We start from the raw sequence: 15,000 nt of genomic DNA, 5'->3' as shown, positions 1-15,000 counted from the left end.
TTATTTTCCTCCTACTTCACTGCGCCATCTGAAATGCCTTTTACGACATGTTTTTGCAAGACAACAAATAAAATAATAATCGGTAAGACGACGATCACTAGCGCAGCCAGTGCTAAGTGCCACTGCTTATTGAATTCGCCGAAGAAATAAAACATCTGTAAAGGAATTGTATACATCCCTGCTTTGTTGATGCTTAATGAAGGTAACAGATAATCATTCCAAAACCATAAGGCGTTCAACACGATCACTGTCACTGTCGTAGGCTTCAGCAAAGGAAAAATGACTTGCCAATAGATTTGGAAGGTATTTGCCCCATCGATCAATGCCGCTTCATCTAATGATTTCGGAATCCCTCGTAAAGCACCGTAATATAAAAAGGTCGACATACTTGTTGCTAATCCTAGATACATCACCATCAAGCCTGGTTGATTCAGCATACTGACTTGCCCAAAAAGTGAAATCAAGGGAATCATGATTCCCTGAAAAGGAATCAATAAGCCAATTGCGACAATAAAATAAAGAAATGAACTTAAGCGACTCGTGTTTCTCGATAACGCATAGGCCGCCATTGAAGAAACGAACACGATCAACACTAGTGATCCGATCGTTATCAGTAACGAATTAGCTGCACTTTTGAAAAAATCCAATCGCTCGAACGACTCGATATAGTTATCAAGTGTTAGCCCAGTTGGTAAAGTGAGTGTGTTTTGGAATATCTCTGCTTTAGTTTTGAATGAATTGATCACCACTAAGAAAAATGGATAAAACCACAGACTAGCAAGTAACAATCCGCTAAAAATCAGTAGAGACTTCTTAACCTGTCGTGGATGTTTCACTTTTGATTGCTTCATGCGCTGACCTCCTTTTTCCGTGTCAGTGAGATTTGAACCACTGAGATAATCACGATAATGACCAGAAAAATCATCGCTTTCGCCTGTGCATACCCCATTTTTCGCATTCCAAATGCTTCATTGTAGATATTCATCGCCACCATTTGGGTGGAATTGAACGGACCACCTTGTGTCAGGGCTAAGTTTTGATCATAGATTTTAAATGCGTTGGACAACGTCAAGAACAAAGTGACGGTGAAAGCTGGCATCAACATGGGTAATTTGATACGGAAAAAGACTTGCAAAGGATTTGCCCCATCCATATCTGCCGCTTCCAGAATCTCTTCTGGAATATTGTTGAGAAATGAGATATAGATCAGCATCATATAGCCACTCATTTGCCAAACAAATAAAATAATGAGCCCCCAAAACCCCGTTTCTGGCGTGTTCAGCCAACCGGCGAAAAAATTGATACCCGTCATAGTTGCTAGACTTTCAAATGCTTTATTGAAAATAAACTGCCAAATAAATCCTAGGATGATCCCTCCAATCAGATTTGGCATGAAAAAGATCGTTCGGAAAAAAGTCGTCCATCTACCTAATTTTTGTGTCACGAACATCGCTAGACCTAAAGCCACGATGTTGATCAAAATCACACTGAAAAATGAGAATTTTGCGGTAAACAGTAAACTGTCGATAAATCCTTGATCATTAAATGCCCGAAGATAGTTTTCAAATCCAACGAATTCACCTACTGTATTGCCATTCCAGTTTGTGAGTGAGTAATACCCCCCTGTCATTAATGGAATGAACAAAACGATCGCTAACGCCAATAACGCTGGTGCAAGTAATAACCAAAAAGTTTTTGTGCGATTTGTTAACATGAGAACCCTCCTTGTATCTCGCTAGATAAAAATCAACCGATCACCGCTTACTTCCTTTCTTGTGTCCAACTGGTCTGCAAGGTATCAATAAATTCCTCCCAAGAGATTCGATCGGCTGCATACGCTTGGATCTGGACACCAAATATATTTTGTCCAAATCCATCTGGATAGGAATTATGGACCCATGGAACGGTTTTACCTTCGCTTAAATACGTATAGATTTCCTTGGATAACGGATCATTGATCGCTTCGCTCGAAAAGTTGGTATACGCCGGAATAAATTGAAACTCATCAACGATTGCTGTCATCGCCTGCTCATCCGTATACATCCACGTTAAAAATTCGATCGACGCATCAATGACTGCTTGATCTTTATCCTTATTGACCCCCCAATACCAAGCTGGCCCCGCCACGATGTTGCTTTCTCCCGATGCTTCGATTTGCATAGGAAGAATCCCTAGTTTTTCTTTCGTGAACGTCTCATCTAAGCTATCTAATGTTGGTACGATCCAATTTCCTTGATGGATGATAGCCACCTTTTCACTGGCAAATAATTCTTCAACAGATGTACTATAATCCATTGCCTCCATTGGTTGTGCATTGTACTTAATGACCAAGTCGGTGTAGTTTTTCATTTGCTCGGCATAATCTACGCTTAATTCAGACGCTTGATAAGTCTTTTCTAAGCTGTTCTCAAACTCCGGAGCAAGAAAATTCGAACTATATTGACTGGATACCCACGTTTCTGCCCCACTAAAACCAAATACGCCTTGTAGCCCAAGTTCGTCTTTTTTACTATCCAATAATTGAACGGCTTCTTCAAATGCCTCAAATGAGTTGATCGATCCACTATCGATGCCAGCTTGTTTAAAAATATCCTGGTTGATCAACCAGCCATATCCTTCGATATTCATTGGTACCCCATAGACCGTCTCGTCGAGTGTAGCCCCCTCTAATGTCCCCTCAATTGCTTGTTTTGCTAATGTCGTTTCCCCAAGATCATAGAGTTTATGTTGCCAAATCTGCGTATCTGCTAAGCCACCCAACATAAAGATATCCGGTTCATCTCCTGAGGAAAACTTTGATTGTAACGCTGCCGTCGCATCAGTTCCTCCGCCAACCGTCGTCAAGTTGATCTTGATTTGCGGATGGTCTTTCTCGAAATCCTCCACTAAGGCATCCATTTGCTCGGCTGTTTCTGTCTTGATATTGAAAATCTCTAATGTTACACTACCATCATCTGAAGACCCGCTTTGTGCCGTCCCGCAGCCAGTAATTCCAAACACCATGATAAAAGCAAGTATTAAAAATCCTCGTTGTTTCTTCATGATTATTCCTCCTCCTCTTATTAACAAATTGATTATATTGATATTTACAACGGCATGTAATCGCTATCTTAATCAAAATACCTTGTAATATTGATCAAAATGGAGGAAATGTGATGTTTAGACCAAACGATATTTTTACCCCCAATCCTAGTCAACAAGATATTGATACCACGCTAAAGGAAATGACCGAACATGGGGATAGTTTGTTTCCAATTGCCGTTCACTATACGAATCACCCAACCCATCAGGAAAATATGATCCACCCCCATTGGCATCGAGAACTAGAGATTCTTTATGTCTATCAAGGACTCATGGAAGTCAAAATAGAAGGAGTAACTTACGTTGTTCACGAAGGAGAGGTTATGTTTATTCCTGCGAATCAATTACATGAAGCACTCAATCATCAAATGAATGCCTGTGCATTTTTTGCCATCGTATTTGATGCTTCATTCATTGAAAGTCGCGTTTCTGATCATATTCAGCAAACTTATCTTGATCCATTGCTCCATTCACCAGAACAAGTAGCGATCCATTTTACAAATGATTGCTCAGATATTTTGGAGATCCAACAACTTGTTATCACGATCATTGATACATTTGCCTTGAAAGAATCTCGCTTTGAACTGACGATCAAAGCACAATTATTCTTACTGCTCAAACATTTTTCGCGCTGCAGTACTCAGGTAAATCCTACAAAATTAGTTGCTAGTAAAAACAAACTCAACACCTATCGCTGTAAAAAAATCATTCTATACCTTGAAGAAAATTACCAAAACACCATCACTCTTGAAGCAATCAGTCGTCATATTGGCTATAGCAAAGAGCATTTCTGTCGTTTCTTTAAAAAACATTTCCGTATGACTTTTTTTACGTATCTAAATCAAATGCGCATCAAAAAAGCCGAATACCTGTTACTGCATACTGAGTTGAAAATCATCGATATTGCCTTGGAAGCTGGTTTTGAAGACGCGAATTATTTCAGTAGCCTTTTTAAACGTGAAACCCAAATGACTCCGTCAAATTATCGAAAAAAAAACGCAAAAAATCATTGATTTTGCGCTTGATTCGTTAGTTGAACAATGGTTACGAGAAAAGATCTATTCTAAAACAGCAACATCTTGTATAGACGATATCTTTGATTTATTTGTCAACTCTTCTTACTTTCACTGTCAATAGAAACTAATTCATCTTGTTTCGCTAATTTGAAATATTTTCTTATCGTATCAGCTATATTCCACTCACGGAATAAGCGACTTTGTATTTCACTTACTTTGCGAACTGAGCTGAAAACAATAATGTAAAGGAAAATTTATCTTTCTATATAATTAGACATAAGAGACAATACAGTTGATTTAATATCAACAAGCGTATATACGGTATATACAAAGAGAAAAGGGGAGGGTGAAGAATATGGCAATTGAAGAAAGAAAATTTGGATAATTAAGTAGTATGAACAATTTCAAAGGCGTTTCTCAAAGAAAACGGGTTACATCCTGAAGATATAATTTTTTAGATTTTTAGATAAGGAAAAACTTCAAGCAGCAATTCAAAAAAACAAAGCTTAACTGATGAGATGGATGTATTAATATCTCAAGCATCAACAGAGTACGATCCTGCCTTTCAATATCTTGTTGGTAAATGATTATTCATTTTTTCATCAAAGTGGTAATGATAATTCGTCCATTATCTACTAATTGTATTTTTTAGTAGATATGGTATAGTTGTTTTAACGAAAAGGTAATTCATGATACACCAAAAACCACTAGCTGGCGGGCTAGTGGTTTTCTTTTACGTTCTATTCAGATTAAAGGTAGGCTTACTGTCTTTTTTGGCAATAATTTTGCAATCAAGCCATTTACAGATGTAATGCGCGGTTACTTCTGCTACGATTGCAAAAAACATATCGAAAAGGTAATTCATAATACAACCTCCTCCCCTTGCCAGAATAGGCCAGGATAGCAGACAGCATAAATATCATACCCTAACTGAAAATCTCATTTTAGTACATTTCTATATATATTGATAAACCATCACAATAAAACATACCCTGACTAAAAGAAAAACTCTTATTAAACTTAATATAACTTGTAAAATATCCAACTGTATAGAAAACGTAATTTTCTATACAATTAAAAAGGTTAAATTAATTACTAAAAAATTATATTATAAGCTTTATGTTATAATTTTAGAAAACACATTAGGAGATGTATTCTATGTTTTTATGGCCTATAGCCTTACAATATTTCATATATACAATTTGTATATTACTCATCGATTATCAAATAGTACATAAATCTCTTTTTCTAATTGTTACTTGTTTAAATGCTATCTTATTAAGTGTCTTGTACCCACTATTTGGGATTTTTTCTACACTAATAGCAATTTTTATGTTAGCTATGATATTCCATTGTTTATCTTCATCACATCGACCCTTAGTATATGCTTTAACTTTGGGATTATTATCTTCCCTACTAGGAGATCATCTAGCAAGTATAGGAGATTTTATAGTATTTGGTTCTCCAGTGATCGAACCCGGAGACAGCTCGCAATACTTTCATATTGCGCTTTCAGCTCTTTTGTCTTTTATCCTTGCTTATAGTTTTAGAAAATCTCTTGATAATTGGTCTTATGTAATTGATTACCAAATAATCGGTACAATCGGTGTATTTATTCTTTCAACTTATTATATTATTATCTTATATACTCGTTTTTCGGGAGGAAATCCGGAAGTTCTTGCATTAAATACTACTTTTTTTATTCTATATCTATGTATTGGTTTAATTATTTTTATTTATTATTGGAAAATTTCAAATGCAAAAATGGAAGAACAATTATTAGAACAACGAATCCAGCTACAACAAGATTATATAAGAGATATTGAGAAAAATTATCAAGAACTTAGGGAATTCAAGCATGACTATCAGAATCTATTATTTTCGATGAATAGTTATATTATTGAAGAGGATCTGGAAGGACTACAAAAATATTACGATCAAAATATACTTCCTACACGTGAGATAATGAATCTTACCCCAGTAAATCTTAGTTTATTAGATAAAATAAATGTACCGGAAATAAGAAGTTTATTGTCATTAAAATTGATGATGGCAATAGAGAAAAGTATCTCTCTACAGATAACCATACCTGAAGAAGTAAAAATTGATTCCAAGCATACGGTTAATTTAGTTCGTATACTTGGTATTGTCTTAGATAACGCAACAGAAGGAGCTGCTGTGACAAAAAAGAAAAAAATCGAATTGTTAATTTTAAAGAAGAAAAATTCGTTAGTTATTCGAGTAGTTAATACAACTATCAATACACTACCACTTAACCAATTAAAACAAAAGGGTTTTTCTACGAAGAGCAATCCTAAAAATGAAGGACTGGGTCTGCATATCCTGGATAATTTGGCAAAAACGAACCCTTATCTATTGATTGAAACTTCAATTGAAAATCAGCGTTTTTCTCAAACAATTTATATACAAACACATTAAAAGGAGCTTTTTTAATGATTCCAATATATATATGTGAAGATGATCCGAAACAACTGGAGATGATAACTACTGTCATAAAGAATCGAATCATGATTGAAAATTTAGGCTACTATATCCATTTCGTTACTTCAAATCCCCAAGATTTACTCACAAGTGTTCAAATAAATACATCTCCTTTTGGTATTTATTTTTTAGATATCGAATTGAAGGACAGTGAATTGAATGGGATTGAACTCGGTAAAAAAATTCGTGATCTTGATCCATCTGGTAAAATAATTTATGTCACTTCTTATACTGATCTTTCGTTGATTATTTTGAAAAATAATATTGAACCCACTGATTATATTATCAAGGAAGATATTTTACATTTGAAAGATAATATCGAACGTATTTTAAGTAAGCTATTTAAAGATCTTCAAATAGCTCCTTTAGAAAAAGAGATGTTTAAAATCGAATTCAACGATGAAATCAAATTTTTACCTGTTAAAGATATCCAATACTTTTCTACTTCTCCTGGTGTACCTCATAAATTAGAGGTACATCTCCCTTATAGTCAATTCCAGTTCTATGGCAACATAAAAGAGATTGAAGATAGAAACCATCACTTTATTCGTTGCCATAAATCATTTGTAGTAAATACCCAGAATATTCAAATGATTAATAAAAAAATACGGGAAGTTACTTTAGAAAACGGGGACATTATTCCAGTATCCATACGTGGTCTGAAAAAACTAATTACTTGAAAATTAAATTCAATTGACTATTTATATAAAATACCACACAAACTGAAGTGATCGTTCAGTCTGTGTGGTATTAGTAATTTCAACAAAAGATACTTTATTCAATAAAAAATTTTATTATTTAGAGACTAATATTGATATATTTCCACGTGAATTAATTCAAAAAATAAATTGAATAATTTAATATAGTAGCAAATATTACCCATAGATAATAGGGAATCATCAATAGCATAGCTTTCCGACTATTCATCCACAATTGATAGAGTAAAATCGTTAAGAAAACTAAAAGTAAGCTGATATCAATAGCTGCAATAAAGCTATTCTTCAAATTAAAGAATAATATCGTCCATAAAAAATTACAAATAAACTGAATCGCAAATAGGATTAATAATCTGCCCTTCATTTTTGTAGAAGGTAGATTGATTATTAAATACAACGCGCCTCCCATCATAATATATAGAAGGGTCCACATCGGTCCGAATATCCAGCTAGGCGGTGCAAATGGCGGTAACTGTAAAGAATAATAATAGTCTCCTGGGTTGCCACTAAAAATACTTGATAAAAATCCTAACCCAACGATTCCTACAAGACATAACCATAAACGATAATCTTTTAAATAATTCATGTTTGAGAAAATTCCTTTCTATTATTTAATCACTTTCTATCAACTTTTTTTCATCATCTTATCTTTATTGAGTAGAAACTTCAGCGGTTAAATGATATATATTTCTTTTAACTTATTCACAATATTTACTTTATTCTCTTCATATCCTTCATTCCTTTCTTTAAGAAAATTATAATATGAATATAAAAGGATAAGTTATTTTTTTCATAAAGTGTTCTTTTTAGAGCATAATCGTATTTTACTCAAAATTTTATTCATTAAATATGAATTATCCTACTAAGGATAAATTATATATATTGATGATTTATGTAAGTTCAAACTTGAACCTTCTAAACAAACTAAAACGAGTTTCCCTGAATTTACTCCTATACAAAGAAAGGAAAGAGAACGATTCTCTTTCCTTTAATTACCAGGAACTGCACTTAATTCCCATGTCAGCTTGGTCGAATAACTAGTTGCTTCTGGATTTGTCCCTCCAGGGACATAGAGACTGACACTTTTATCTGCCGTTTGTTGATCCCCAAAACGATAGATCCACGTTCCTGTACCAGATTCTCCGTTTGCTTGTATGAGTACTTTCCTTGTATTTGGTACGATTCTTTGTACAGGTTCTTCCTGTAGTTCAGGTTTAGTCCCGCCTTGTGCAGTCACTAGTTCTTGATTGAATAACTGGATTTCAGACCCAATCAATTCATGTCCGCTTTCATTACGGAATTGTCCGTTCTGAGTAACCGATATTTGCCATCCATTGCGCTCATTGGCGGCACGACGGTCACTGATCTGCACATAGTTTGGACGTTCTTCCGTCTCGTTAACCGTTCCATCTTCATTTAATAACCGTTGTGGTTGGGCGTAATACGTTTTATCACTAACAGATATTTTTTGTGTCTCAAAGTTAAATCGGGACACAAAATCTAGACTCAAACGTCCTTGATCTTCTGGAATTTCTGGTTTATTCTCCGGTTCAACTTCCGTTTCAGGATCTAATGGATCCACAGGTGCCACCACAATTTTTTCCTCTACCATTGTACTAGCGGTATCATTTTTCCCATTCAAAAAAGCATAGGCTGTCACGGTATTTCCAGCAGTGAATCGTCGATCTTCCGGTAATTCATAGCGATAATCCCCATTTTCATCCGCCGTTGTATGATACTTTTCACTTTCAGAAATATCAGGCGAAGGAATAGAGCCTGCAGGAATCGCCGGATCTCCTGAGAAGCGGATCACACTATTAGGATTCGCCTTTCCAGTAATCGTATGAGAATTCACTTCCTTCGGATCTTCTGTTAACGGATCAATCGTGACTTCGACATCTGGAATTTTTTCAAATAAAACCCGTTGGACATTTTGCGTAGTGAAATATTGTTTAAAACTATCCGCTGTTTCTTGTGGAATAGAAGAAATATCATCGTTAATCCTAGGTACAATTCCTGTATAGCGTAGATTCAAATTGAAGATAGGTGTCCATGAATGATCAGGTATCTCTTCAAAATTTCCTCTTGCCCATTGTTTCACTGATTGGACATCGATATCTAATAGACCGGTACTTCCTGCGATATTAATCAATCCGTTGGCGGTCGACGTTCCGGCAATCGTTCCAGTTCGTTCCAAATTGACTTCTTGAGCATCAGAAAATTCAAAAGTTGACCCAGCAGAAGCGAAGTACATCAAATTTTGATCATTTGAGGTGCTGTCACTTTTTATATTCAAGGTGGCATCTTTGCCGATGGATACCGTGGCATTCCCATTAACATGTAAAAGATTCGATGGTGAGGCAGCCATTTCAGTAGCAAAAATATTCAGTGTACTCCCGCTTTCTACTAGTAGATTACTTCCTGCCGCCATCCAAATAATATTATATAGGGCACCATTAGCATTCGCCTTTGTTCCTTGAGAATCGATGGTAAGGACGCCTTTTTCTTTTATTCTGAGCGATGAGTTCGCAGTACGTAAAGAAATTGCTGATCTTAGATTTTGTGGTACTAAGTTCAGCTTTGCACCCTCATCTATTTCAACACTGCCTCTTCGAACGAGTAAACTTGTTCCATCAGCTTCGCCAGCATTTCCTTTTGATACAGCATTTAAAGATGAATTTTTTTCCATTCTAAAGTTGTTATTGGGGTGTACTACTCCTCCTAAATCTAAATTACCTGCGCTAATTGTTTCTAATTCAACCTCAGCACCTTCAACTATCGTTAAATTTGAAGCATAGATATTCGTTTGATCTAGTGCATTGATGCGCCACGTACCAAAAGAGGAAGTATACTCTGATACTTGTTTACTACTTGATTTACCTGAGATTTTAATACTACTGTAAGGTGAATGAATCAGTTGATTTCCGTAGTTCGTAATATTATGGTAAGTGATCTGACTAGCAGTTTGATTCGTCACGTTCAAATCATTGAAAGTCAACGGTCCATAATAGTTTCCGTGGTATATCTCTAAATCTTTTAACGCGATATTCCAAGGAGTTGAAGAATTAGCCGTAATATTGTTAAAACATAAAGTGATTGCGCGAAAATCAATTTGATGGCCATTTCCTTCGACCGTTAGATTTCTAGAGATATTAGCTACATTAAGATAAACAAATGCTGTCCCACCATTAGGATTATTCGTTCCACCTGTTGTAATATCCGTTAGATTGAGTCGAGGATTATCTGGTGTTTGAAAATCAGAAACAACATTAATCGTTGTTATTGACGGATCTACAAATGCACGGATAAACTCTTCCCAATTCGCCACATCTTGAACACTCGCTTCTTTTGTTGACCGAGCGCTTTCTGTTACTTGTTCTGGATCATTTTGCGAAGTATCTGTGGTTGATGATTTTTCATCACTTGATACACTCGCTTCTTCTTCGACTGTTGATTCTTCGGTCTTCGCTGTTTCTTTTTCTTCCGAGGAAGTGACTTCTTGTTCACTGGGTTGTTGACTCTCCTCTGATTGAATGTTAAGCGTCATTTTTGATTCTCCGACAGCTATCTCATAGGCTCCTGCTTTTTCTACAACTAGTGGAATGGAAAAGATCATTTGTGGAGAATTCGTCCGTACTTGCCACTGGCCTCCTTCTATATTAGTGAACTTACTATCAGCAGATTTGTCTTCTACGATACTGACTCCCTCTGGGAGATTCAACACAAACTCGGAAACATCTTGACTGGAACGTACGACTAATTGAAACTGTTTATTTGCTATAGATGGCTCTTGATTTTCTTCGAATGAAAAAATGGGCGCTTTTGTTTCTGTTGTATTGGTCAGTGGATCCATCAATTCTGATTCTCTCGATAGTTCCACAGAATTCTCAATGGCAAACACAGGCATACTCGTTGAAATCACTGAGAAAAAGAGCAAAGGGAAACAAAGAAGACTAACACTTGCCACGACCAAGACTTTTTTAATTTTCATCTCACTGGTCCTCCTTATTTTTAGCTCTTTGCTTCTTAATAAGTAACCAAACAATAATCAACAATAAGAAAAGAATCAGGATGACCGCGGCAACGAGCCACCAATTAATACTCGTATCAATTGTGACATCTTGCTGATTCAATGCTCGGGCTGTATCTGCTTCAATGGTAAATTTCCGTTCCCATTGCCATTCCTCTTCTCCTGAACGTGCCGTCATTTTCAACACGTAGTCGCCACTTCGAAAGCGATCCCCTTCTAAAGAGATGGGGAAGTTGAAATTAGAATTAGGTGCCATTTGCATCTGTTCTTGCTTAGCTCGATAGAGAATATCGTTCTCCCCTTCTTTTTGTACCGTTGCTTCTACTTCTAAATGATTGACAAAGGTAGGTGTAAAGTTCTGTAAGTTCGCACTGATAACATTGCGATAGTTGAGTTGATCGGCAAAGACATCCAATAAATCTAAATCAGGTTTTACGGCAGAGCGATCATTACTCACCACTACACCTATGACATAGGCAAATTCATTTTTGATCGCCACTCCTTCTCCACTTGTTTCTGTTTCCTGTGGCTTTTCTTTCACCTCTGCAATTCTTAAGCCTCCCGCTAAAAACCCTGAAAAAGCTTCTTTAGGCATGTTTAGCATTACTTTGACAGTCTTTGTTTCGTTTCCTGCAAGCTCAATAGGGACTGGGGGTTCAATTAAGTCTGCCAAAGAATAGGGTAAGGTTGGGTCTGCTTTTTCGGCATCTTTACCATATTCCACCACTCCTTGGACATTAGTAAATGCCGTATGAGCCGTGATTTCAATCGTCTTTGCTTGATCATTAGCATTTTGAATTTTCAGTGTCAATTCCTCTGTACTTCCAGGTTCACTGTTAAGGTCGAAGTAACGGCCACTTCCTTCTACTTGACTCTCTGGAAACTCTGGTGTGACATAAAAACTTAAATTTTCTTCTGCAGAAACAAGAATTGGAGAGAACAAAAACGCTAACATAATAAGTAATCGTCCACTCCATTGAATCCTCCTCTTTATTTGATATATCGTACTTTTTATCATCAAACACACTCCTTCGATGTTTCATTCAAAAAAGCAGCGCTACATATTATGTAACGCTACTTTAGTCATGACCCTAATCCATCATTAGATACACCAATCTATTAGGCTCCTACATCGCTACCTGGTGTAGTCGTTAATTCCCATGTCAATGTTGAGGTATAGGTGGTCGCGTCTTTGGCTGACGCGCCAGGTACAAATAATTGAATGGCATTGTTTGTCACAGTTGCACTTGGATCTGCCTCAAATTGGGCATCTAAGTCTGGTTGATTTCCCCAAACAACAGATGAACGCCCTGCTCCTTTACTTGACTCAGCGGTCATAACTGAAACTGCGCCACTATTAGGCTCCAATTCCAAAGTATTTGCATGTGCAGCTGGAGCTAACTCTTGATTGTTCCCCATGTATCGAATTTGTGGATCCTTTAAAGTGACTTTGGCTCCTCTCAAGATAGCGTTTTGCGTATTTCCCGCTTGAAAGTCACTTAGACTGACTTTCAAATCCCAGCCTGCATTGCTTCCTCTAGTATCAGAAACTTGTGCAAAACTGGCAAAAGGAACTTTATTTTCCTCACCAGTCGTCCCGGTCTTCTGTTGTCTTTCTGCAATCATATTGTACGTTTGATCTTGATTTGAAATCACTTGTGAACCAAAATTCATTGTCGCAGCCTTTACAATTGACAAAGGACCCGTGGTTCCGGGTACTTCTGGTTCAATCTCTACATCTGGTTCTTCTAATGGTGGAACAACGATTTCTGGTTCGTCTGTACTAGGTGTAAATTCGATATTTCCGTTGGTCGTCACTTGACGAGTCTCGTCGGCAAACGCAGAAATCGCTCCTCCGGCGAAAATAGTAGTTGATAATGTTGCAATGGTTGCTAATCTAACGAATTTCATATATTTAAATCCTACTTTCTTTGATTGTTTTTTTCTTTTTGTTTTTTCCAAAACCAAAAGCCAAGTATGACTACGATGATCAGAATGCCCAATATTTTCCAAGCACTCATCTGACTCTCGTTCGTTTGAGGTAATTTTTTATGTTCACTCTTTCGCACTTCTGATGGTGATTGAACAATTTCTTTGGGAAAGCTTGGTTTTACCTCAACTTCTGGTGCTGGCTCTGGTATTCCTGGTGTTTCATATACCCCAGTAAAACCAATTGTTCCTTCAGTTTCCACCGAGTGTACTTCTGTCCCATGAACAACTAGTGGTGCATAAACTTGAATCAATACTACACCTATACTTAATATGCATCTTTTTAAGTGTTTCATACCCCTCCTCCTATATTCTTAGATGTCTCAAAAATCTTCGTTTTAAGGACAGCACAAAAAAAAGACATCTGATACCATCAGATGTCTTGAAAAAGTGATTAGATTAGGTTCCCTATTTATAATGATAAATAACGAATTTAAATTACTAAAAACGAAGGTTTTTGAGAATTAAAAGTTAAGCCAATAACTATTATACATGACTTATACTTACATCATACTATACCAGAAATATTTTTCCAAATAAAGTGATATATTTCTTTGGTCACTTAAAAAATACTGGGCCATAAGAACTAACTCAATTCAGAAAGATTCCTCTCTAGTTTTAAATAGCGATAAAAAGTTGATTGTTTAATCCCAGTTTTTTTACAAACTTCTGAGACAGATAATCCTTTTGTAAGGTGTAATGAGAGTGATTCTTGAAGAACGTCTTGATCTACCTTTGGCCGGCCACCAACCTTACCTCTTGCACGTGCAGAGTTTAATCCTTCAAGGGTCCTTTCAACAATAATATCTCGTTCAAATTGACTAAAAGCTTGGAAAACAGTGATCATTAATTTTCCCTGAGGAGTTTGAGTATCAAAATTTTCTTTTATACTGATTATTTTAACTCCTTTTTTTTCAAAAAAATAAACAAGGTTAATTAAATCTTTTGTGCTACGTCCAAATCGTGAGAAGCTTTCAATGACTATTTGATCACCGGTCTTTACACGTTTTTTTAGTTTATTTAGTTCTGGACGACTTGCACGGACACCACTGATTTTTTCAGTATATATTTTTTCGCAATGATAAGTTTCTAATAAATCTAACTGTCGCGAAAGATCTTGTTGTTTAGTTGAAACTCGAGCATAGCCGTAAATTTTTCTAGTCATATAATTCCTCCAATAAGTTATCTAATAAAAAACTCATAATTATCAATAATATATTTATAGAATAGATATGAGTAGAGCCAATTATACAATGACTTAACTGTAAAAATGACTACTGTAATAAAAAAAGCATGCAACGAGTCGCTTATGGTTATCATAACTTTCTAAATTACCATGAATATTTTCCTTGATCTAGGGCTTAGTTTGCCAAAATCAATTCAGAACAAAAAATAATCAATCGAAGTTTACTTCTACTTCGATTGATTAACTTTAAATTAGCATCGATTCCTCGAATTCGACTTTAGCTTTTTTGAAATCAAAGTACTTTTCAGATATCAAATCTTCGTAATCGTTTTTTTCTACCTGTTAAAGCTTCCAAGCATCTCTAGCTCCTGAGGAAACTGGAATATCATTTGATAAGTCGTATAGTTGAAAAAAGACCTCATTTTGTACAATCGTCATAATCAGAAAAGATACAAAGGCCCAAAGGATTTAGTTTATTCA

The 15,000-nt window shown here is 36.0% G+C and carries 12 protein-coding genes; 3 read left to right on the top strand and 9 right to left on the bottom strand.

Features of this window, described 5'->3' with window-relative positions; translation table 11 throughout:
• Positions 1-11 precede the first annotated feature (11 nt).
• From IGJ95_RS00250 to IGJ95_RS00240, 3 genes are read right to left on the bottom strand one after another with little or no spacing between them, the layout of a single operon-like run.
• Entirely contained in the window at positions 12-851 is an 840-nt protein-coding gene (locus IGJ95_RS00250) for a carbohydrate ABC transporter permease (RefSeq protein ID WP_019722785.1), read from the bottom strand.
• Positions 848-1,714: a carbohydrate ABC transporter permease gene (locus tag IGJ95_RS00245; protein WP_153829995.1), complete on the bottom strand. Its 867-nt coding sequence runs from the start codon at positions 1,712-1,714 to the stop codon at positions 848-850. Before IGJ95_RS00245 ends, IGJ95_RS00250 begins: the two co-directional genes overlap by 4 nt.
• 47 nt (positions 1,715-1,761) lie before the next feature.
• Complete coding sequence (locus tag IGJ95_RS00240; RefSeq protein WP_096081296.1) at positions 1,762-3,042, bottom strand: ABC transporter substrate-binding protein; 1,281 nt, start codon at positions 3,040-3,042, stop codon at positions 1,762-1,764.
• Between the two features lie 113 nt (positions 3,043-3,155).
• Here IGJ95_RS00240 and IGJ95_RS00235 point away from each other — a divergent pair, with 113 nt between their 5' ends.
• The 3 genes from IGJ95_RS00235 (at position 3,156) to IGJ95_RS00225 (ending at position 7,279) form a co-directional block, all read left to right on the top strand.
• On the top strand, positions 3,156-4,094 hold the full coding sequence (locus tag IGJ95_RS00235; protein ID WP_023518881.1) for an AraC family transcriptional regulator: 939 nt from the start codon (positions 3,156-3,158) through the stop codon (positions 4,092-4,094).
• A 1,161-nt stretch (positions 4,095-5,255) separates the two neighbouring features.
• A complete protein-coding gene (locus IGJ95_RS00230; RefSeq protein ID WP_023518879.1) occupies positions 5,256-6,536 on the top strand; it encodes a GHKL domain-containing protein in 1,281 nt (426 codons plus the stop codon).
• A gap of 14 nt (positions 6,537-6,550) precedes the next feature.
• Entirely contained in the window at positions 6,551-7,279 is a 729-nt protein-coding gene (locus IGJ95_RS00225) for a LytR/AlgR family response regulator transcription factor (protein ID WP_023518878.1), read from the top strand.
• A gap of 151 nt (positions 7,280-7,430) precedes the next feature.
• On the opposite strand, the gene IGJ95_RS00220 is transcribed toward IGJ95_RS00225, so the two are convergent.
• The 6 genes from IGJ95_RS00220 to IGJ95_RS00195 form a co-directional block, all read right to left on the bottom strand.
• A complete protein-coding gene (locus tag IGJ95_RS00220) occupies positions 7,431-7,901 on the bottom strand; it encodes a TspO/MBR family protein (RefSeq protein WP_010734518.1) in 471 nt (156 codons plus the stop codon).
• Between the two features lie 402 nt (positions 7,902-8,303).
• Positions 8,304-11,306, bottom strand: a complete 3,003-nt coding sequence (locus IGJ95_RS00215) for a WxL domain-containing protein (protein WP_438761212.1) — start codon at positions 11,304-11,306, stop codon at positions 8,304-8,306.
• Between the two features lies 1 nt (position 11,307).
• Positions 11,308-12,363, bottom strand: a complete 1,056-nt coding sequence (locus IGJ95_RS00210) for a DUF916 and DUF3324 domain-containing protein (RefSeq protein WP_153829999.1) — start codon at positions 12,361-12,363, stop codon at positions 11,308-11,310.
• 101 nt (positions 12,364-12,464) lie between these two features.
• Positions 12,465-13,256: a WxL domain-containing protein gene (locus IGJ95_RS00205; RefSeq protein WP_153830000.1), complete on the bottom strand. Its 792-nt coding sequence runs from the start codon at positions 13,254-13,256 to the stop codon at positions 12,465-12,467.
• Between the two features lie 11 nt (positions 13,257-13,267).
• A complete protein-coding gene (locus IGJ95_RS00200) occupies positions 13,268-13,630 on the bottom strand; it encodes an LPXTG cell wall anchor domain-containing protein (protein WP_023518874.1) in 363 nt (120 codons plus the stop codon).
• 290 nt (positions 13,631-13,920) lie between these two features.
• Positions 13,921-14,499 (bottom strand): recombinase family protein, encoded by a 579-nt coding sequence (locus IGJ95_RS00195; RefSeq protein WP_010734523.1) that lies wholly within the window; start codon positions 14,497-14,499, stop codon positions 13,921-13,923.
• Between the last annotated feature and the right edge of the window lie 501 nt (positions 14,500-15,000).

The sequence above is a fragment of the Enterococcus sp. AZ156 genome, assembly GCF_051714165.1.
In the GTDB taxonomy this organism is placed as follows: domain Bacteria; phylum Bacillota; class Bacilli; order Lactobacillales; family Enterococcaceae; genus Enterococcus_B; species Enterococcus_B pernyi.
Note: the sequence above shows the minus strand (reverse complement) of the source record. Positions and strands in the feature narration are given on the sequence as shown.

Coding starts and splice junctions, on each gene's coding strand:
- IGJ95_RS00240 (WP_096081296.1), bottom strand. CDS start 3,042: ATGAAGAAACAACGAGGATTTTTAATACTTGCTTTTATCATGGTGTTT.
- IGJ95_RS00200 (WP_023518874.1), bottom strand. CDS start 13,630: ATGAAACACTTAAAAAGATGCATATTAAGTATAGGTGTAGTATTGATT.
- IGJ95_RS00205 (WP_153830000.1), bottom strand. CDS start 13,256: ATGAAATTCGTTAGATTAGCAACCATTGCAACATTATCAACTACTATT.
- IGJ95_RS00195 (WP_010734523.1), bottom strand. CDS start 14,499: ATGACTAGAAAAATTTACGGCTATGCTCGAGTTTCAACTAAACAACAA.
- IGJ95_RS00235 (WP_023518881.1), top strand. CDS start 3,156: ATGTTTAGACCAAACGATATTTTTACCCCCAATCCTAGTCAACAAGAT.
- IGJ95_RS00230 (WP_023518879.1), top strand. CDS start 5,256: ATGTTTTTATGGCCTATAGCCTTACAATATTTCATATATACAATTTGT.
- IGJ95_RS00220 (WP_010734518.1), bottom strand. CDS start 7,901: ATGAATTATTTAAAAGATTATCGTTTATGGTTATGTCTTGTAGGAATC.
- IGJ95_RS00215 (WP_438761212.1), bottom strand. CDS start 11,306: ATGAAAATTAAAAAAGTCTTGGTCGTGGCAAGTGTTAGTCTTCTTTGT.
- IGJ95_RS00225 (WP_023518878.1), top strand. CDS start 6,551: ATGATTCCAATATATATATGTGAAGATGATCCGAAACAACTGGAGATG.
- IGJ95_RS00210 (WP_153829999.1), bottom strand. CDS start 12,363: ATGATAAAAAGTACGATATATCAAATAAAGAGGAGGATTCAATGGAGT.
- IGJ95_RS00245 (WP_153829995.1), bottom strand. CDS start 1,714: ATGTTAACAAATCGCACAAAAACTTTTTGGTTATTACTTGCACCAGCG.
- IGJ95_RS00250 (WP_019722785.1), bottom strand. CDS start 851: ATGAAGCAATCAAAAGTGAAACATCCACGACAGGTTAAGAAGTCTCTA.